This window comes from Bradyrhizobium frederickii (genome assembly GCF_004570865.1).
In the GTDB taxonomy this organism is placed as follows: domain Bacteria; phylum Pseudomonadota; class Alphaproteobacteria; order Rhizobiales; family Xanthobacteraceae; genus Bradyrhizobium; species Bradyrhizobium frederickii.
On sequence record NZ_SPQS01000003.1, the window covers coordinates 179870 to 199806 of the forward strand.

General features: G+C 65.2%; 12 protein-coding genes. 3 read left to right on the plus strand and 9 right to left on the minus strand.

Translation table 11 applies throughout. From position 1 onward, the window contains the following. Positions 1 to 3: 3 nt before the first annotated feature. From glgB to E4K64_RS06375, 3 genes are read right to left on the minus strand one after another with little or no spacing between them, the layout of a single operon-like run. Positions 4 to 2142 carry a 1,4-alpha-glucan branching protein GlgB gene (gene glgB, locus E4K64_RS06365; RefSeq protein WP_135162693.1) on the minus strand — a complete coding sequence of 713 codons (2139 nt, stop codon included), beginning with the start codon at positions 2140 to 2142 and terminating at the stop codon, positions 4 to 6. After that, a complete protein-coding gene (gene treS / locus E4K64_RS06370) occupies positions 2135 to 5428 on the minus strand; it encodes a maltose alpha-D-glucosyltransferase (protein ID WP_135162694.1) in 3294 nt (1097 codons plus the stop codon). The genes glgB and treS overlap by 8 nt, the downstream gene beginning before the upstream one ends. Positions 5429 to 5438: 10 nt before the next feature. After that, the gene (locus E4K64_RS06375) at positions 5439 to 7385 is read right to left on the minus strand and encodes a maltotransferase domain-containing protein (RefSeq protein ID WP_135162695.1); all 1947 of its coding nucleotides are present in this window, start codon (positions 7383 to 7385) and stop codon (positions 5439 to 5441) included. Positions 7386 to 7590: 205 nt separating this feature from the next. On the opposite strand from E4K64_RS06375, the gene malQ reads away from it, so the two are divergent. Then, positions 7591 to 9552 carry a 4-alpha-glucanotransferase gene (gene malQ, locus E4K64_RS06380; RefSeq protein WP_135162696.1) on the plus strand — a complete coding sequence of 654 codons (1962 nt, stop codon included), beginning with the start codon at positions 7591 to 7593 and terminating at the stop codon, positions 9550 to 9552. A gap of 30 nt (positions 9553 to 9582) precedes the next feature. Continuing rightward, positions 9583 to 11385 carry a glycoside hydrolase family 15 protein gene (locus E4K64_RS06385; RefSeq protein WP_135162697.1) on the plus strand — a complete coding sequence of 601 codons (1803 nt, stop codon included), beginning with the start codon at positions 9583 to 9585 and terminating at the stop codon, positions 11383 to 11385. A gap of 261 nt (positions 11386 to 11646) precedes the next feature. Here E4K64_RS06385 and E4K64_RS06390 read toward each other — a convergent pair whose 3' ends face one another. The 6 genes from E4K64_RS06390 to E4K64_RS06415 are packed head-to-tail and all read right to left on the minus strand — an operon-like array spanning position 11647 to position 19147. Further along, a complete protein-coding gene (locus E4K64_RS06390; protein ID WP_135162698.1) occupies positions 11647 to 12459 on the minus strand; it encodes an HAD family hydrolase in 813 nt (270 codons plus the stop codon). Between the two features lie 25 nt (positions 12460 to 12484). Next, a complete protein-coding gene (locus tag E4K64_RS06395) occupies positions 12485 to 13015 on the minus strand; it encodes a gluconokinase (RefSeq protein ID WP_126255133.1) in 531 nt (176 codons plus the stop codon). Continuing rightward, a complete protein-coding gene (pgl, locus tag E4K64_RS06400) occupies positions 13002 to 13751 on the minus strand; it encodes a 6-phosphogluconolactonase (protein WP_167771842.1) in 750 nt (249 codons plus the stop codon). Before pgl ends, E4K64_RS06395 begins: the two co-directional genes overlap by 14 nt. Then, positions 13751 to 15262: a glucose-6-phosphate dehydrogenase gene (gene zwf / locus E4K64_RS06405; RefSeq protein ID WP_135162699.1), complete on the minus strand. Its 1512-nt coding sequence runs from the start codon at positions 15260 to 15262 to the stop codon at positions 13751 to 13753. The genes pgl and zwf overlap by 1 nt, the downstream gene beginning before the upstream one ends. A gap of 27 nt (positions 15263 to 15289) precedes the next feature. Beyond that, positions 15290 to 16285: a phosphogluconate dehydrogenase (NAD(+)-dependent, decarboxylating) gene (gene gnd, locus E4K64_RS06410; protein ID WP_135162700.1), complete on the minus strand. Its 996-nt coding sequence runs from the start codon at positions 16283 to 16285 to the stop codon at positions 15290 to 15292. Positions 16286 to 16297: 12 nt separating this feature from the next. Then, positions 16298 to 19147, minus strand: a complete 2850-nt coding sequence (locus tag E4K64_RS06415) for a bifunctional transaldolase/phosoglucose isomerase (protein ID WP_135162701.1) — start codon at positions 19145 to 19147, stop codon at positions 16298 to 16300. Positions 19148 to 19342: 195 nt separating this feature from the next. Here E4K64_RS06415 and E4K64_RS06420 point away from each other — a divergent pair, with 195 nt between their 5' ends. Beyond that, positions 19343 to 19864, plus strand: a complete 522-nt coding sequence (locus tag E4K64_RS06420) for a hypothetical protein (protein ID WP_135162702.1) — start codon at positions 19343 to 19345, stop codon at positions 19862 to 19864. Positions 19865 to 19937: the final 73 nt, after the last annotated feature.

Genomic DNA, 19937 nt, shown 5'->3' on the forward strand with positions numbered 1-19937 from the left:
GTGTCAGCTTTCCGGAACGAGAAAGATCGCGGCGAGCGGCGGAATGGTGAGGCGGAGCTCGCCGCCCTCGGCATGGACTTCGCCGATATTACCGACATTGCTGCCGCCATAGTGGGCGGAATCCGAGTTGAGCACTTCCTTCCACTTGCCGGCAAAGGGCACGCGAACGCGATAGTTCTGATAGACGTTCGGCGAGAAGTTGACGACCACGAGACAGCGCGCGTGCTCGTCAAACCCCTTGCGCAGCCAGGCGAACACGTTGCGGTTGGCGTCATCCGTGATCAGCCATTCGAAGCCGGCCTGGTCGCAGTCCATCTGGTGCAGCGCCGGCACCGCGCGATAGAGGCGGTTGAGGTCCCGGATCAGCGCCTGGGTGCCGGAATGGTACTTGTAGTCGAGCAGGTGCCAGTCGAGCGACTGGTCGTGATTCCATTCGCGGCTCTGCGCGATTTCCGCGCCCATGAACAGGAGCTTCTTGCCGGGATGGCCGAACATGAAGCTGTAATAGGCGCGCAAATTCGCAAAGCGCTGCCACTCGTCGCCGGGCATGCGGCCGAGGATCGATCGCTTGCCGTGCACGACCTCGTCATGCGAGAGCGGCAGGATGAAGTTTTCCGAGAACGCGTAGTGCAGGCCGAACAGGATCTCGTCGTGATGGTATTTGCGGTGGATCGGATCCTTGCTGATGTAGTTCAGCGTGTCGTGCATCCAGCCCATGTTCCACTTGTAGCCGAAGCCGAGCCCGCCGAACTCGACCGGACGCGAGACCTGCGGCCAGGCGGTGGATTCCTCCGCAGCCGTGGTCGCCTGCGGGAAGCGGGCGAAGACCTCGGTGTTGAAGCGGCGCAGGAAGTTGATCGCCTCGATGTTTTCCCGGCCGCCATACTGGTTCGGGATCCACGCGCCGGGTGGCCGGCTGTAGTCGAGATAGAGCATGGACGCGACGGCATCGACACGCAGTCCGTCGATGGCATAGCGCTCCATCCAGAACAGCGCGTTCGACACCAGGAAGTTGGTCACTTCGGTGCGACCGTAATTGTAGATCAGCGTGCCCCAGTCGAGGTGGCGGCCCTGGAGCGGGTTGGCGTGCTCGTACAGCGCGGTGCCGTCGAAACTTCCGAGCCCGTGCGGATCGTCGGGGAAATGACCCGGCACCCAGTCGAGCAGCACGCCGACGCCCTCGCGGTGGCAGGCATCGACCAGGGCGGCGAAATCCTCGGGGGTCCCGAAGCGACTGGTCGGCGCATAGAGGCCGGTCGGCTGATAACCCCACGAGCCGTCGAACGGATGCTCGCTCACGGGCAGGAATTCGAGATGGGTGAAGCCCATGTCGCGGGCGTAGGCCGGCAGCTGCTCGCCCAGCTCGCGATAGCTCAGCCATTCACCGCCGTTCTTGCGTCGCCACGAGCCGAGATGGACCTCGTAGATCGACATCGGCGCCGACAGCGCGTTGATGCCGTCCGGCGCAGGACGCGGCCGCGGCAGATGGGCCTCGTCGAACACGATGGAGGCCGTTTTCGGACGGACTTCGCTCGCAAACGCCATCGGATCGGATTTCAGCGGCAGCAGGTGGCCATGCGGCCCGATGATCTCGAACTTGTAGTGATCGCCGGCCTTGGCGTGCGGGATGAACAATTCCCAATAGCCGGCGCCGCGCACCCGCATCGGATGGCGCCGCCCGTCCCAGAAATTGAAATCGCCGACCACGGAAACGCGCCGTGCGTTCGGCGCCAGCACGACGAAGCCGATGCCGTCGATGCCCTCGAGCCGCATCGGATGGGCGCCGAGCTTGTCATAGAGCCGCTGGTGGGTGCCCTCGCCGAGCAAATAGAGGTCGAAATCGGTCAGGATCGGCGGAAAGCGGTAAGCGTCCTCGAATTCGACGACGTTGTTGCCAAATTTCACGCGCAACTGGTAGTGCTTCGAGCCGTTGGGCAGATTGCCGATGAACAGCCCGGCATCGTGCACGCGGTCGAGCGGCGCGACCTCGCCATGTTCGCCGACCGCCTCGACGTTGGAGGCCTCGGGCAGAAACGCGCGCACCACGCTTTTGCCGCCCTCGGGATGCAGCCCGAGATAGTGGAAGGGATCGGAGTGGCGGCCCTCGATGATCGCATAGGCCTCGGCAGGAAGTTTAGGCATGGGCTTCGCTCTCGGTACTGGACAGAATGCGAAGCAGTCCGGTCAGCGGCGCATGGAGCCCCTCAGGCCGGTGGGACAGCTCGTACTCTACGTCATTGAAGGCCTGATCAAGCAGGAAAAATCTTAACAGGCCTTCCGCGGACTGCCGGTCCGCCGGCCATAGCCGGCGATCGGTCATGGCTTCGCGATAGTTGGACAGGAAGGTTGCAGCGGCTCGCTCGCGCCATTCGTCGAGCGCGGCCGCGAGCCGGCCCTGCTCGTCGGAAGCGCCCGTGAGCGCGTGGCCCAGCGCCGCATTGACCGAAGCATCGATCGAGCGGATCAGGCTGGCGACGTCGCGCGCGGCAGGCAGCTTGCGCCGCTTGTCGGCCAGCGGCTGGCGTGGGTCGCCGTCGAAGTCGATGATGAAGATATCGTCCTTCACGATCAGAGTTTGCCCGAGACGGAAGTCGCCATGATGACGGATGTTCAACCCGCCCATCCCGGAAGGCAAGAGCGCGTTCAGGTCGTCGGACAGGCTCCTCCGCATCGCGGTGAGCCGGTCGATCAGCGGCCGGTCTGCCTCCCGCAGCCCGTCGCGGCTGTCGGCCAGCCGATCGAGAACCCGCTCGGCACGCGCCTTGAGGTCGGACACCCAGGCCTTGGTCTGGGCAGAGTCGATCGGCACCGGGGCGAGATCGTCCGACTTTGCCGCGGCGAGAGCGACGTGCAGTTCGGCGAGCCTCCGGCCGATCTGCGCGATGAAATGCAGATAGGGCGCCTGCTCCTGGGTCTCGCGCGGCATCTCATCGGCCGACAACACGCGCTGCTCGTCGATATAGCGATCGAGATAGCCCGTGGTCACGGTCCAGCCGTCGCCCTGGTTCTCGACATAGGCATGCAGCACGCCGAGCGCGCTGTGCCGGTCGCCCTCGACCAGCTCGACGCTGCCGAGCAGTGCCGGCGTGTTGGCGAAGCGCACGACCTCGGTGAGATAATGGCCGATCTCGATCTCGGGGCTGACACCGCGTTCGAGCCGGCGGTAGATCTTGGCGACATACTGGTTGTCGACCAGAGCGGTGCTGTTGGACTGCTCGATCGCGCGGATGCGCTCGGGCTCCTTGATGGTGTAATCGGCGAAGCGGCTGGTCGCCTTGAATTCGAGCCGCAGATTGTTTTCCTCCACCACCAAATTCTGCGACAAATTGCGCAGGAACAGGCCGATGAAGATCTGGTCGGTCGCGACGTCAAGCAGCGTGCCTTCGCGCGCGCCCTGGCGCACGGCGGCGAGCGCCTTCGGGTTGAAGCGCTCGCGGTCGAAGCGCACCCATTCGATCTGGAGCGGCATCACGTAGCGTGTCGCCACGTCTGCTTGCTTGGTCTCGAAGAACGCAATCCAGGGCCGGTTGTCTCCGATGTCGCAGAACGGCACGGCCGAGGTCAGCACGGTCTTGATGTGCTTGGGATTGTGCTCGTGATACCACCTTGTGCGTGACAGGAATCCCGGCAGCACGTCACGCTCGAAGACGCCGCGCTCGCGGGCCAACGACACCCAGTTCGAATTCACCGGCACCACCAGCGTCTCGAATTCCGGCACCGCGCGCGGTGTCACCGGCTCGGACTTGTCGCGCTCCTGAAGCTGGAACCAGTAGAAGCCGTAGGGCCCCAGCGTGATCATGTAGGGCAGCTCGCCGATCGCCGGGAAGCGGGTGCGGCCGAGCATCTCCTGCGGGATGCGGTCCTTCCACGGCGACAGGTCGAGCTCGGTGGCTTGCGCGGCGCGCGACAAATTGGCGACGCAGAGGATCACCTCGTCGCGATATTGCCGGACATAGGCCAGCACGGCGCGGTTGGCCGGGCGGATGAAGGTCATGGTGCCGCGGCCGAAGGCAAGCGTCGACTTGCGGACCGCGATCAGCCGCTTGGTGGCGCTGAGCAGCGACGACAGGCTGCGCGACTGCGCCTCCACGTTGACCGATTCGTAGCCGTAGACCGGATCCATGATCAGCGGCGCGTAGAGGCGCGCCGGGTCGCAGCGCGAGAAGCCGCCGTTGCGGTCCGGGCTCCACTGCATCGGCGTGCGCACGCCGTTGCGGTCGCCGAGATAGATGTTGTCGCCCATCCCGATCTCGTCGCCGTAATAGATGATCGGCGTGCCGGGGAAGGACAGCAGCAGCGAGTTCATCAGCTCGATCTTGCGCCGGTCGTTGTCCATCAGCGGCGCGAGGCGCCGGCGGATGCCGACATTGATGCGGGCGCGGGGGTCGTTGGCGTAGGTGGTCCAGAGATAGTCGCGCTCGACGTCGGTGACCATCTCCAGCGTCAGCTCGTCATGGTTGCGCAGGAACAGCGCCCATTGGCAGCTCGCCGGAATGTCCGGCGTCTGACGCAGGATATCGGTGATCGGGAAGCGGTCCTCCTGCGCGATCGCCATGTAGATGCGCGGCATCAAGGGGAAGTGATAGGCCATGTGGCACTCGTCGCCACGGCCGAAATATTCCTGCACGTCCTCCGGCCATTGATTGGCCTCGGCGAGCAGCAGCTTGCCCTTGGAGTAGGAATCGAGCTCCTGACGCAGGCGCTTGATGATGGCATGCGTCTCGGGAAGGTTCTCGTTCGAGGTGCCCTCGCGCTCGCACAGATAGGGAATGGCATCCAGCCGGAAGCCGTCGACGCCGGCGTCCAGCCAGCGCTTCATCACCTGGATGAGCGCGCTGACCACGCGCGGATTGTCGAAATTGAGGTCCGGCTGGTGCGAGAAGAACCGGTGCCAGTAGAACGCGCCGGCCTCGTGGTCCCAGGTCCAGTTCGACTTCTCGGTGTCGGTGAAGATGATGCGCGTGCCCTGGTATTTCTGGTCGGTGTCGCTCCAGACATACCAGTTGCGGGCGCTCGAGCCGGGATGGCTGCGGCGCGCGCGCTTGAACCATTTGTGCTGGTCCGAGGTGTGGTTGACCACGAGCTCGGTGATGACGCGCAAGCCGCGTTTCTGCGCCTCCTGGATGAAGCGCTTGAAGTCCTTCATGGTCCCGAAATCGGGATTGACCGAGCCGTAATCGGCGATGTCGTAGCCGTCGTCGCGGCCGGGCGAGGGATAGAACGGCAACAGCCACAGCGCGGTGACGCCGAGCTCCTGCAGATAGGGCAGCTTCTCGGTCAGTCCGACGAAGTCGCCGATGCCGTCATTGTTGCTGTCGGCGAAGGCCTTGACATGCAGCTGATAGATGATGGCGTCCTTGTACCAGAGCTCGTCCACGATCTCGGCAGCCTCGGCCTTCTGGGTGTCGACGGAAGATAGAACATTCATGGCGTGCCCCTTACGCCAGGCAGCGGAACAAGAGCGCCGGATCGCGGTCGGGATCGATACGCACCCTGATCCCGCCCCATTCGATGCGGGACCGTTCGCCGGTGAGGAGGTTTTCGAGTGTCGTCACATGGTGACGCTGCCCGCCGGCGTCAACGGTGACGTCGCCGAGCGGCAGCCAGCATTCGCGCAACCGGCCGGAGAGTGCGATCACGATCACGACAATGTTGGCGGGCTCAGCCGCCTCCTTGACGAAGGCGATGGTCTCGCCGTCTTCAACGCCTAGAAAACGCAAATTCGCCGTTTGCTGGAGCGCGGCGTTGTCGTTGCGGATGCGGTTGAGCTCGGCAATGTAGGACTTGATGTTGCCGGGCTGGTCCCAGTCGCGCTGCTTGATCTGGTACTTCTCGGAATCCAGATATTCCTCGCGGCCGGGGATCGCTTCGTGTTCGAGCAGCTCGAACCCGCTGTAAACGCCGTAGCTGCCCGACAACGTGGCCGCCAGCGCAACGCGCGACTTGAACGCCCAGGCTTCTCCGCTCTGGAGATGATAGGGCAGCAGGTCGGGCGTGTTGACGAACAGGTTCGGACGATAGAAGTCGCGCTCGGGATAGCGCGTCAGCTCGCCGAGATATTGCTCCAGCTCCCCCCTCGACGTGCGCCAGGGGAAATAGGTGAAGGACTGTGCAAAGCCGAGCTTGGCGAGGCCCTTCATCAGCTTTGGCCGCGCAAACGTCTTGGAGAACAGGATCACCTCGGGATGCCGGCGGCGGATGTCGCCGATCAGCCAGTCCCAGAACGCAAACGGCGCGGTGTCGTGATTGTCGATGGCGAAGATGGTGACGCCGTGGTCGATCCAGAACAGCATGGCGTCGCGAAAGGCGTTCCACAGGCCGATGCGGTCGACCGAGGCGAAATCGGGAATCACGATGTCCGAATAGGGTCCCTCCGCCGTCCGCACCGAGCGGTCCGGCCGCCATTTGAACCATTCCGGATGCTGCGTCAGCCAGGGATGGTTCGGCGAGCATTGCACCGCGAAGTCGAGCGCCAGCTCGAGGCCGTACTCGAGACAGGTCGCGACCAGCGCGCGAAAGTCCTCGATGGTGCCGAGCTCGGGATGCAGCGCGTCGTGGCCGCCCTCGGCGGCGCCGATCGCGTAGGGCGAGCCGGGTTCGCCTTCGCTCGCCACCGGCGCATTGTTGCGGCCTTTGCGGCGGCTGCGGCCGATCGGGTGGATCGGCGTGAAATAGAGCACGTCGAATCCCATCGCCGCGATGTCGGGCACGCGTGCGATGCAGTCGCGCAGCGTGCCGTGCCGGCCGGGGATCGGGCTCTGGCTGCGCGGCATCATCTGATACCAGGCGCCGAACCGCGCTCTGTCGCGATCGACGACAAGCGGGAAGGACTGCGAGCGGGTCAGGTCGGGACGGGACTGGCTCTCGGCCATGGCATTGCCGAGCTCGGTCGCCAGCAGCGAGCTGACCTCGCCGGTTTGAAGATAATCCTCGCATTGTCTGACAATGATCGTCGCCGCGGCCTGTGGCGCGCCGTGTGCCTTGGTCAGGAGGCTGGCACCCTCGAGCGCGTCGAGGCTGACGTCGGCGCCCGTTCGCTGCTTGCGCGCGATGCCGTGGGACCAGGTGGCGAACTCGTCGGTCCAGGCCTCGATCGCATAGAAATATTGGCCGGGCTCCACCGGTGTGAAAGCGCCGGACCAGCGGTCGTTGCCCTGATGGATCATCGGCTCGCGCCGCCAATCCCGGTCCTGCTCGGGGCGCCAGAGCAGCGCGGCCCCGATCACGGCGTCGCCATCGCGGTAGACATCGGCCCACACCTCGACGCGATCGCCTGCCATCCGCTTCACGGCGAAGCGGCCGCAATCGATCGCGGGATAGACGTCCTCGACGAGGAAAGCGCTGCCGGCTGCGGCACTTTCGACAGTTTGAATTGTCTTGTTCACGGTGATGCCATTGACAAGAAAGCAGGGGCCCGTTTCCCTTGTCGGGAACCTACGCTTGATACCTATATAGAAAGCCGCTTGTGTGTCATTAGTTCCCCCTGGGAACGGCAGGCGTGGTTTGTGAGTTGACCCAGACTAACGTCTTCCGCTGCCTCGTTAAAATCGATGCCCCCGGCCACAGAATGGCCTGCAAGCTGCGTGCCGTATGGATCTTTTAGCACAAGCCCGGATCAAGGGCGTTCAATCCGAATTCATTGATGCGCTCGGAAAGCTGCGGGTCACCGACCCCGTGGCCCTGAAGTCCATCCTCGACGCCCTGCCGGAAAAGCGGGTCTACCGCTTCGTCAACGGGCCGGTCGTGGTTCGCGCGCTCGGGCATCCGCGCACGGAATTGGCGGCCATCGGCGCGCCGCCGCTGCAATGGAAATTGACCGCAAACGGCAAGTCGACAGCCCAAGGCGAGACACGCGAGCCCGTGATCGCCTGGCCCGCCGGCCTACCGCTCGGTTATCACCGGTTGACGCTGACCGATGCCGAAGGTGTGACCGAAGTGGTGCCGATGATCGTGGCGCCCGAGCGGGCCTTCGGCGGCGATTTCGACCGCGGCTGGCTGCTCGCCGTGCAGCTCTACGGCGTCCGTTCGGACCGCAATTGGGGCATCGGCGACTTCACCGACCTCGCCGATCTGGTCCGGCTCGCCAAGCAGCTCGGGGCCGACGGCGTCGGGCTCAATCCACTGCACGTTCTGTTCGACGACCATCCGTCCGACTGTAGTCCGTATTCGCCGAACAGCCGGCTGTTCCTCAATCCGCTCTATATCGACGTCGAGGCCATTCCCGAATTCTCGGCGGACCTCGTGCCCGACGCGGCCGCGACCGCTGCCCGTCTGCGCCAAGGCGATCGCGTGCCTTACGCCGACATGGCGGCGTTGAAATGGCTGGCCTTGCGCGCCGCGTTCAACAGCTTCGTGGCGAGCGCGAGCCAAGCGCGCCGCAAGGCGTTCGACGCCTTCCGCGCCGCCCGCGCGCCGTTGTTGTCCCGCTTCGCCTGCTTCGAGGTGCTGCGCCATCGTTTCGCTGCGCCGTGGTGGGAATGGCCGGCGGAATGGCAGCAACCGGACGAGGCCAAATGCGCTGGGCTGCGCAACGGACCCGACAAGCGCGAGGTCGAATTCGTCGAATTCGTGCAATGGACCGCGGACAACCAGCTGCATGCCGCCAAGGAGCTCGCCAGCCAGCTCGGCATGCGCGTCGGGCTCTATCTCGACGTCGCCGTCGGCGTGCAGTCCAACGGCTTCGATGCCTGGAACGAGCAGATGGCGATCTCCCGCCATCTCGCCGTCGGCGCGCCGCCCGACGTGCTCAACACCATCGGCCAGGACTGGGGCCTTGCGGGCTTCAACGCCGGCGGCCTCGAGGCGCAATCCTTCGTGCCGTTCGCCGACATGCTGGCGGCCTCAATGCGCCATGCCGGGGCGATCAGGCTCGATCACGTGCTCGGCCTGAAGCGGCTTTACCTCGTGCCCCGCGGCTTCAAGCCGGACAACGGCGCCTATGTGCAGATGCCGTTCGAGGCGCTGCTCGGCGTCGTGGCACGCGAGAGCGCGGCCCACAAATGCATCGTGATCGGCGAGGATCTCGGCACCGTGCCGGAAGGTTTCCGCGAGATGATGCAGGATTTCGGCATCTGGTCCTATCTCGTCATGATGTTCGAGCGCGACGAGACCGGCCGCTTCCGCAACGTCGAGCATTACCGGCCCAATGCGCTCGTCACGCTGAATACGCATGACCTGTCGACCTATGCCGGCTGGCGCTCCTTCGGCGACCTCAAGATGAAGCGCTCGCTCGGGCTCGATCCCGGCGAGAACGACCAGGCGCGCTGGGATGCGCTCGGCAGGCTCGACGAGATCCTGCGACAGAACGGCATCAAGGCCAACGACCTCTATTCGGTGCTCGCCTTCCTGTCGCGCACGCCGTCGCGGCTGCTCGCTGTGTCGATGGAGGATCTGCTCGGCGTGATCGACCAGCCCAACATTCCCGGAACGATCGACGAACATCCGAACTGGCGCCAGCGTCTTCCCGTCCCACTCGACAAGATCGCCTCGAAAGTCAACCTCAAGGCCTTGCGAGCGGCAACGCGGGAACGTTCATTGAACGGCGGGAGTTGACCGGCCGGGGCATCTCAGGCTCGCACGACATTGTCTCAGAGAATCGAGGACTATGCGCTGATCGGCGATTGCGAGACCGCGGCGCTGGTCGGGCGCAACGGCTCGATCGATTGGCTGTGCTGGCCGGCCTTCGATTCCGACGCCTGCTTTGCCGCCATTCTCGGCACCCACAAGAACGGCCGCTGGCTGATCGCACCGAGCGGGGACGTCACCAAGACATCGCGACGTTATCTCGGCGATACCCTCATCCTCGAAACGCGTTTTGAGACGAAGAGCGGCACCGTTGCGCTGATCGACTTCATGCCGCCGCGCGGCAAGGCATCCGACGTCGTGCGGCTGGTGCGCGGCGTCAAGGGCACGGTGAAGATGCGGATGGAGCTCGTCATCCGTTTCGGCTTCGGCGCCGATATTCCCTGGGTGCGGCGGATCGACCATTCCCTGATGGCAATCGCCGGCCAGGACATGACGGTGCTGCGCACGCCGGTCGAGACCCGTGGCGAGGACCTGACCACGGTTTCCGACTTCGAGGTGAGCGCGGGCGAGACCGTACCCTTCGTGCTGACCTATGGCCCCTCGCATCTGCCGCCGCCCGCGCCGATCGATCCGGAAATCGCGCTTCAGGAGACCGAGACATTCTGGCGGGATTGGTGCGGCCATTGCACCCGCGACGGCGACTATCGCGATCTGATCATGCGCTCGCTGATCACGCTGAAGGCGCTGACCTTCGCCCCGACCGGCGGCATCGTCGCGGCGCCGACCACGTCATTGCCGGAAAAGCTCGGCGGCACCAGGAACTGGGATTACCGCTTCTGCTGGCTGCGCGATGCCACTTTCACGCTGCTGGCGCTGATGAACTCGGGCTACACCGAGGAAGCCCTGGCCTGGCACAATTGGCTGCTGCGCGCGGCGGCCGGCTCGCCGGCGAACATGCAGATCATGTACGGCATCTGGGGCCAACGCCGGCTCCTGGAATGGGAGGCCGGCTGGCTCGACGGCTACGAGGGCGCAAAGCCGGTGCGCGTCGGCAACGCCGCGCATGCGCAGCTCCAGCTCGACGTCTACGGCGAGTTGATCGACGCCTTCCACCAGTCCCGCATGGCCAAGCTCAAGCTCGACGATGAAACGACATGGGCGCTGGAATGCGCGGTGCTCAACCATCTCGCGGAGGTCTGGGACCGGCCCGATCACGGCATCTGGGAGCGGCGCGGCCAGCCCAGGCACTACGTCTTCTCCAAGGTCATGACCTGGGTCGCCTTCGACCGCGGCATCAAGAGTGCCGAGACCTTCGGCTTCAAGGCACCGCTGCTGCACTGGCAGGCCTTGCGCGAGTCCATTCATCGCGACGTCTGCAACAACGGCTTCGACGCGGACGAAAACACCTTCGTCGAGTCCTACGGCTCGAAGCTGCTCGATGCCAGCGTGCTGCTGCTGCCGGCGGTCGGCTTCCTGCCGGCGTCCGATCCGCGCATCCGCGGCACCATCGCGGCGGTCGAGAAGTGCCTGATGCGCGACGGCTTCGTGCTGCGGCACGATCCGCGCGAGCTGCCCGCTGGGCAGCCGCCGCTCGAAGGCGCGTTCCTGGCCTGCACATTGTGGCTGGCCGATGCTCATGTGCTGTCAGGCGATCTCGACAAGGCGCAAGGCCTGCTCGACCGCGTGGCGGGCATCGCCAACGACCTCGGTCTGCTCGCCGAGGAATACGATTCAGTCGCCCGGCGCCAGACCGGAAATTTCCCGCAGGCGCTGACCCACATCGCGCTGGTCAACACCGCGCACAATCTGTCCGCGGCAAGGCAGAAGAGCGAGAAGCCGGCGATGCAGCGGTCGAAGTGAAGCTGGCGGCTCTCTTTCCGTTTCGTCCCCGCCATCCATGTGGCGCCTTACGCGGCCTGAGCGCGCGCCTCGTCCTTCGAGACGACCGCTTCGCGGTCTCCTCAGGATGAGGCTAAGCGGCATCGGTACTCGTTGAAACTAGCGCAACGCACTCGGTCCTCATCCTGAGGGCCCGCCAATGGCGGGCATCTCGAAGGATGGCCACAAGCACCAATCGCGCTGAGTTCTTCCCACATGCAGCAGTGCTGAGGCTATCGAAGCTCAGCCCACCCCGTTCCGCTTCAGGATCATCTCCATCGCTTCCGCAAAGCCGTCCTGCTCGTTGGTCGCGGTGACGTGCGTCGCCTGGTCCTTGACGTTGTCGGCGGCGTTGCCCATGGCGATCGAGGTGCCGCTGACGGCGAACATCGCAAGGTCGTTCTGCATGTCGCCGATGGTGGCGACCGCGTCGGTGCCGATGCCCAGGCGCTTTGCCATGGCCTTCACGAAAGTGCCCTTGTCGAAACCGGGCGGGGTGATGTCGAGATAATAGGTCTGCGAACGTACCGCGTTGGCTTCGCTGCCGAGCGCCTCCTGCATCGCTTTCTCGCAAGCCGCGAGGCGGGCAGCGTCGGCGCTGGCGCCAACGATCTTGCAGGCGCTTGCGAGGTAGGGCGAAAAATCCGTCACGATGGTCGGGTCGGAGCGGATCGTGTGCCGCTCATGCGCGACGTATTGTCCGCTGGGATTGTCGATCAGCCATTTATCGGTGGTGAAAAGCCAGATGTCGGCGCCGAACTCGCGAAGGATCTGCAAGGACCGCTCGGCCGCGCTCGCGGGAATCAGGTGCTGCTCGACCGGCCGCATCTCCGGGTCGACGATCGAGGAGCCGTTGAAGGGGCCGACCGGAAGCCAGAGCGCCAGCGGCTCGATAAGGAAGCGCATGCCGATCGCGGGACGGCTGGACGTGATGGTGAAGCCGATGCCGGCCTTGTGCAACCGCTGCACCGCACCCCTCGCGCGGTCCGTCAGCGTCTTGTCCTTGGTCAGCAGCGTGCCGTCGACGTCGGACACCACGAGTGAGATTTGCGTCATGACAGGCCCTAACGTTTCTCGCGCCTCAGCGGTTCGTGCCGCCCAGTTTCAGTTGCCGTACGATGCCGTCCACGATCGCCTCGACGGTTTCGTCGATCGAAACGGTGATGACGTGCTCGCCCGCCTCGGGCGGCTCCAGCGTCTCGAATTGGCTCGTCAGCAGCCCGGGCGGCATGAAGTGGCCTTTGCGGTGCGCGAGCCGCTCGGCGATCAGCTCCCGGGTGCCTTTCAGGAAGACGAAGCGGACGTCGTCGCGCCCGCGCAGCAGCACGTCGCGGTAGACGTGCTTCAACGCCGAGCAGGCGATGATGATGTGCTCGCCGCGTCCGCAGACCCGCCCGATCTCGTCGGCGATGGCATTGAGCCAGGGCCAGCGGTCCTCGTCGGTGAGCGGGTGGCCGGCCCGCATCTTCTCGACATTGCTGGCGGGATGGAAGCTGTCGCCGTCCTCGAAGCGCCAGCCGAGCCGCTGGCCGAGCGCTTCGGCGATCGTGCTCTTGCCCGAGCCCGACACGCCCATCACGATCAACGCACAAGGTGCTTCAACGCGGCCCACGAATGCCCTCCGGAAGCGCGGCCCTATCGACCAGCCAGACGGTCTCGCCAGCCGAGCGCGCGCGCAAGGCCGGCAAAGTCTCGCCATTGAGGAGGCGCGTCAAGATCGGTTGCTTGTCGCGCCCGGCAATCTCGAACAGCATTTCGCGGCAGGACGCCAAAGCGGGCAGGGTGAGCGAGACCCGCGGCACAAAAGGCGCGACATTGGCCCTGGGCACCCCAACGACCCAGCGTTCGCCCTCCTCGATTTCGGGGAAGCCGGGAAACAGCGAAGCGGTGTGGCCGTCCGGTCCCGCGCCCATCAGGACCAGGTCGAACAGCGGCCGCGAGGGATCGAGGCTCTCGGAGCCGTAGAAGGCTTGCAGCTCGCGCGCATAGGCTTCGGCGCTCTGCTGGGGAGTCTCGGTCGCGGTCGGAATCGGGTGAATGTGGCTCGAGGCTGCGTTGCGGTCGAGAAACGTCGCGCGCGCGACCGCCATGTTGTTGAGGGGATCGCTCGCGGGGACGAAGCGCTCGTCACCGATGAACCAGTGCACGCGCTGCCACGGGACCCTGCCGCGCCAGGCCTCGCTGCCCAGCAATTGATAGAGCTTCTTCGGGCTGGAGCCGCCGGTCAGGCAGATGGCGATGCGGCCGGGATTGGCCGCGATCCGTGCCATCACCCGCTCGGCCGCGGCCCGCGCCAGAGCCTCGGCGTCGGCCTCCACGATCAGCTTCGGCTGGGCCGCCGCGGCCATCACGTAAACTTCCGCCAGCTTCGCCCGTCGCGCCGCAGCAGCTCGTCGGCGCATTTCGGCCCGTCGCTGCCGGCTTCATAGGTCTCGATGCCGTTGGTGCCCGCGCTTTTCCAGGCGTCCAGGAACGGCTGCACCGCCTGCCATCCGGCCTCGATGCCATCGGCGCGCTGGAACAGGATGTTGTCGCCGATCATGCAGTCGTAGATCAACGTCTCATAGCCGGTCGAGGGATCGGCCCGGAAATAGTCGCCATAGCGAAACTTCATCTCGACGCCGTCGATGGTGACGCTCGGCCCCGGGATCTTGGCGTTGAACTGGAGCTCGATGGTCTCGGTCGGTGCGATGCCGATGGTCAGGAAGTTCTGCGACAGGCGATCGATCGTCGTGCCCGAGAACATCGAAAGCGGCGCCTGCTTGAACTTGATCGCAACTTCCGTGCGCTTGTGCGCCAGAGCCTTGCCGGTGCGCAGATAGAACGGCACGCCGGCCCAGCGCCAATTGTCGATCATCAGCTTCAGCGCGACATAGGTTTCGGTGGTGCTGCCGGGCTTGACGTCCTCGGTCTTGTGATAGTCCGGGATCTCCTCGTCGCCGATCCGCCCCGCGAGATATTGCGCGCGCACCGAATTTCTCAAGGCTTCCTCCCGGCTCGGCTGCTGAATCGAGGTGAGCACTTCGGCCTTCTCGGAGCGCACGGAATGCGCATCGAAACGCGCGGGCGGCTCCATCGCGACCAGCGACATCAGCTGGAAGAGATGGTTCGGCACCATGTCGCGGAGCGCGCCGGTCGCATCGTAGAAGCCGCCACGATGGCCGACACCGAGCTTCTCCTCCACCGTGATCTGGATGTGGTCGATGTGGTTGCGATTCCAGATCGGCTCGAACATGCCGTTGGCAAAGCGCAGCACCAGGATGTTCTGCACCGTCTCCTTGCCGAGATAATGATCGATCCGGTAGATCTGGTGCTCCTCCATGATCTTCAAGAGCTCGGCGTTGAGCGCGCGCGCCGAAGCGAGGTCGGTGCCGAACGGTTTTTCGATCACCAGCCGCCGCCAGGCGCCGTTCTCCTTCGTCAACCCGGTGCGACCGAGCTCGCGCGCGGTCGGCGCGAACGCGGCCGGTGGGGTGGCAAGGTAGAACAGGCGGTTGCCGCCGGTGCCTTGCGAGCACTCCAGCGAGTCCAGGTGCTCGCGCAAGCGGTCGAACGACGGCGGGTCCTTCGGATCGGCCTCGACGAAGGTGACGCATTGCAGCAGCTGTCTTGCGACGTCGTCGTCGACCGGCCGCGTCGCGAATTCGCGCAAGCCCGTCATCAGGCTGTCGCGCAGCTCGTCATCCGACTGGCGCTTGCGGCCGACGCCGACGACGCAGAACTTTTCCGGCAACAGGTTCTCGGCGGCGAGATTGTAGAGCGACGGCATCACCAGCCGATGGGTGAGGTCGCCGGTCACGCCAAAGATGACGAAGGCGCAATTCTCAGGCTTGCGCTTTGGCTGCGGATCTTTTGTCACGAATGATGAGCCTTCGCTTGTTACGTCTTATTTCGGCTTCGTGCCCGGCTGCTTCGGCTCCTTGTGGCCGCCGAATCCCGCGCGCATCGCGGAGAGAATTTTCTCGGCGAAGGTGTGTTCCTGGCGGGAACGGAAACGTGTGTAGAGCGCGGCGGTCAGGACTTCGGCCGGTACGGCCTCGTCGATCGCGGCATTCACGGTCCAGCGTCCTTCGCCGGAATCCTCGACGAAGCCGGAATATTCCGACAGCTGCGGGCTGTCGGCGAGCGCGGTCGAGGTGAGGTCGAGCAGCCATGACGGGATCACGCTGCCGCGCCGCCACACTTCCGCGATGTCGGCGAGGTCGAAATCGTAGCGGTGATCCGCCGGCAGGGCCTCGATATTGGCGTTCTTGAGGATGTCGAACCCTTCGGCATAGGCCTGCATCAGGCCGTATTCGATGCCGTTGTGGATCATCTTGACGAAATGGCCGGCGCCGACGGGGCCGGCGTGGATGTAGCCCTGCTCGATGCGGGGATCGCGGCCCTCGCGTCCCTCCGTGCGTGGAATGTCGCCGGCGCCGGGCGCGAGCCCGGCGAAGATCGGGTCGAGCCGGTCCACCACGGTCTTCTCGCCGCCGATCATCATGCAATAGCCGCGGTCGAGCCCCCAGACGCCGCCTGAGGTGCCGACGTCGACATAGTGGATGCCGCGGGCCTTCAGCGCCTTGCCGCGGCGGACGTCGTCCTGCCAGAAGGTGTTGCCGCCGTCGATGATGACGTCGCCTTCCTGCATCACGCCGGCGATCGTGTCGATCGTCGTCTCTGTGATGTGGCCGGCCGGCAGCATCACCCAGGCCGTGCGCGGCCGCTCGAGTTTCGAGATGAAGTCCTCGAGCGAGGCGGAGCCGACTGCGCCGTCCGCGGCAAGGCCCGCGACGGCCTTGGCGTCCTTATCGTAGACCACGGTCGAATGTCCCTGGCGCATCAGGCGGCGAACGATGTTGCCGCCCATCCGGCCGAGGCCGATCATGCCGAGTTGCATTGGCAATATTCCCTAGTTCAGCGCGTCGTTGAGCGCTGCATTGAGCGCGGCGAGGCCCTTCTTGAGCCCGCCCTTCAGGTGCACGCGCAGCGCGCGCCGGCCGCGTTCGGTCAGCACGTCGAAATCGCCCCGCGCCTGGGCGGCCTTGATCACGCCGAAGCTCGCCTTCTGGCCCGGCACCTCGAGGTCCTTGGCATCGTCGGCGGTGATCTGGAGGAACACGCCGCTGTCGGGTCCGCCCTTGTAGGCCTGTCCGGTCGAGTGCAGGAAGCGCGGCCCGAACTCGGCGCAGGTCGCGACGTGCCGCTTCTCGCGCACTTCCAGCCGCATGGCCTGGAGCGCATCGATCGTCGCCTTGTCACGCGCGATGTAGCCGAGCAGCGCGACATAGTCGCCATGGCCCGAGCGCGACAGATGCGCCTTCAGCCACGAGGTGAGGTCGCCATTGGCGCCGGCGGCGCGCAGCGCGGTGGCGTTGGCCTCGTCGGTGTAGAGATCGGCCTCGTCGGTGCTGATCACCGGCTGCTCTTCCGGCAGCGCGCCGGTCTTTTCGAACGCGGCGGTGAGCTCACGGGTCTTGATCTTGGCCGCTTCCACGTCCGGCTGGTCGAACGGGTTGATGCCGAGGATCGAGCCCGCCACGGCGGTTGCCATTTCGAAGCGGAAGAACTCCTGGCCGAGATGGTCGATCGACTTCATGACGATGCGCACCACGGGATGGCCGGCCGCTTCGATCGCGGCGAGCTTGGAATCGTGGGCGGCGTCCGCTTCGCCTTCGATGCGGATGTCGATGAAGAAGCGGTCGTTGCCGTAGACGGAAGGGTCGCCCAGCGGCTCGCCCTCGATCGGGATCAGGCCCTTGCCTTCCTTGCCGGTCGATTCGGCGATGAGCTGCTCGGCCCAGGCGCCGAAATCGGCGATCTTCTTCGAGGCCAGGATCGTCACCTTGTCGCGGCCCTCGAGGCCGGCGAGGCCCATGGCGAGACCGAGCTGCACGCCCGGGTTTTCGCTCGGCGGCACGTCCGGTCCACAGGAGCGGGCCATCGAGAGCGCATGCTTGACGAAGGTCTTGACGTCGATACCGGCGGTTGCCGCCGGCACCAGGCCGAACGGCGACAGCACCGAATAGCGGCCGCCGATCGACGGCTCGCCGTGGAAGATGCGGGCATAGCTCAGCTTCTTCGCCGCCTTCTCCAGCGAGGAGCCGGGATCGGTCACCGCGATGAAGCGGTGGCCGGTCTTCACCTTCGCACCCACCGCCTTTGCAACCTGTTGATGAAAATAGTCCTTCATCGCGTTCGGCTCGGTGGTGCCGCCGGACTTGCTGGAGACGATGAACACGGTGTTGGCGATGTCGATCTTCGCCTCCATCGCGCGGACCTCGGCCGGATCGGTCGAATCCAGCACGTGCAGCTTCGGGAAGCCGGGCTTCTTGCCAAAGGTCTCGGCCAGCACCTCGGGGCCGAGGCTCGATCCGCCCATGCCGAGCACGACGGCGTCGGAGAATTTCTGGCCCTTCACGCGGCCCGCATAGTCCTCGTAATCGGCGACGTCGGCCTTGGCGGGGCTGTCGAGCCAGCCGAGCCATTTGTCCTCGTCGGCGCCGGTCCACACCGACTTGTCGCGCTGCCACAGCCTGCGGATCTTGGCGGACGCCCGCCATTCCTCCGTGCTCTTGGCCACGGCCTTGCCGAGGCCGTCGCCGAGCGAGAGCTCTTGCCGATCAAGCGCCGGCGCGAGCACGGTGGCGCGCTTGTGGGCGACCGCGCCGTAGAGCTTGTCGGCGGCGTCCGCGAACAGCTTGACGCCGTCCTTGACCAGCTCCTCGGTGATGGCGTCGAGCGAGATGCCGGAGCGCTCCAGCTCTTCGAGCACGCGCCTCGCCTCGTCGACGTTCTCCTCCAGGCTGTCGCGCGGCTTACCGTGGTCGCGGAACGCGTCCAGCGTTGCCGGCGGCACCGTGTTGATGGTGTCCGGGCCGATCAGCTCCTCGACATAGAGGACGTCGCTGTAATCCTTGTTCTTGGTGCCGGTCGAGGCCCACAGCATGCGCTGCGGCTTGGCGCCCTTGGCGGCGAGCTTGTCCCAGCGCGGGCCCGAGAACAGGCGCTTGTAGTCCTGGTAGGCAACCTTGGCGTTGGCGATCGCGATCTTGCCCTTCAGCGCGGCGAGCCGCTCCTTCTCGGACGGGTCGTTGGCGCGGGCGATCTTGTCGTCGAGCTGCTTGTCGACCACGGAGTCGATGCGGCTGACGAAGAAGCTCGCCACGCTCGCGACATGCGAGGGGTCGCCGCCGCCGGCGACGTATTTCTCGAGACCGGCGATGTAGGCTTCGGCCACCTGGAGGTAGACCGCCCTGGAGAACAGCAACGTGATGTTGATGCTGATGCCGTCGCCGATCAGGGTCTCGATCGCCGGCAGGCCCTCGGGCGTCGCCGGCACCTTTACCATCAGGTTCTTGCGATCAACGTCCTTCCACAGCCGCCGCGCTTCGGCGACCGTGCCCGATGTGTCCATGGCGAGATAGGGCGAGACTTCCAGGCTGACATAGCCGTCACCCCCTTTGAGGCGGTCATAGACCGGGCGGAGCACGTCGGCGGCGTTCTGGATGTCCTCGACCGCGACGGCCTCGAACAAATCGGCCACCGTCCGGTCGCCGCGCTTCAGCGCCTTGCCGATCGGGGCATCGTATTCGTCCGAGCTGCCGATCGCCTTCTCGAAGATCGAGGGATTGGAGGTGACGCCCTTGACGCCGTCGGTGTCGATCAGCCGCTTCAGGTCGCCCTTGGCGATGAAGCCACGGGCCAGGAAGTCCAGCCAGACGGCTTGTCCGTGCTTTTCCAGCTCTTTGACGGGATTCATGATGCTTATTTATCTCCAAGCCTGCGGGCGAGGGGTTTCCGCGCCGGTCCTGACGCGCTATCCTCTAGCTTACCTGCTCCCGGGAGGGAACCAATCAAGGGTACAGGCGTCCTACCCTCCAGTGTAACTCCGTCGCGATCATGGCGATCCGGGCGGCAGTAGAGGTTGTCGCGCAAAAAGTCGTCGGGGTCGCGAATGGCCGTGCTGGGGGAAAGCATGCCCGCTCGTCACGAAGGCTTGGCGATCGAAGGCTTGGCGATCGAAGGCTTGGCGATGGCTGTCGGCAACACTGCGCCGCCGGGCGGCCAAGCCGGATCCGTCGACGGATCGCACGATCTCGAAATCAGCCCATGGAGGACCCTGCTGCGACTGCTGGTCGCGGCGGGCTTTACGATGACCCTGCTCAGTGCGACCCTCGGCTTCGACTGGTGGGATGGTCTTGGCGAATACGGCACGGTGGCCGGACATGCCGGCGTCGCGGCGCTCGCCTTGATGACGATCGGGCTGATCCGGATGCTCCCCACCCAGCGCGGCGCGGTGGCCGTGGTCAATCCCTTCGGCATCCGCGATCTCCGCATCGGCCAGGAATTTCTGCCCGGGGATTCGATCAGGAAGATGAACGCGGCTTTCCAAGACGGCGCTCAAGGCTTCGCCGTACAAGCGTCACAAGATCGCCGCTGGCGGATCGCTATGCTGCAACGCCGGATGAACGTGTAACCCCGGTAATGCCCGGATGTTGCGAGCAAGTGACATTTTCTGGAAATGAGCCAATATAGACGGAGATTCGCAC

What these genes read in the sequence shown, in the direction of transcription:
- glgB (WP_135162693.1), bottom strand. Translation starts at nt 2,142, where the DNA reads ATGCCTAAACTTCCTGCCGAGGCCTATGCGATCATCGAGGGCCGCCAC.
- treS (WP_135162694.1), bottom strand. Translation starts at nt 5,428, where the DNA reads ATGAATGTTCTATCTTCCGTCGACACCCAGAAGGCCGAGGCTGCCGAG.
- malQ (WP_135162696.1), top strand. Translation starts at nt 7,591, where the DNA reads ATGGATCTTTTAGCACAAGCCCGGATCAAGGGCGTTCAATCCGAATTC.
- E4K64_RS06390 (WP_135162698.1), bottom strand. Translation starts at nt 12,459, where the DNA reads ATGACGCAAATCTCACTCGTGGTGTCCGACGTCGACGGCACGCTGCTG.
- pgl (WP_167771842.1), bottom strand. Translation starts at nt 13,751, where the DNA reads ATGGCCGCGGCGGCCCAGCCGAAGCTGATCGTGGAGGCCGACGCCGAG.
- gnd (WP_135162700.1), bottom strand. Translation starts at nt 16,285, where the DNA reads ATGCAACTCGGCATGATCGGCCTCGGCCGGATGGGCGGCAACATCGTT.
- E4K64_RS06415 (WP_135162701.1), bottom strand. Translation starts at nt 19,147, where the DNA reads ATGAATCCCGTCAAAGAGCTGGAAAAGCACGGACAAGCCGTCTGGCTG.
- E4K64_RS06420 (WP_135162702.1), top strand. Translation starts at nt 19,343, where the DNA reads ATGGCCGTGCTGGGGGAAAGCATGCCCGCTCGTCACGAAGGCTTGGCG.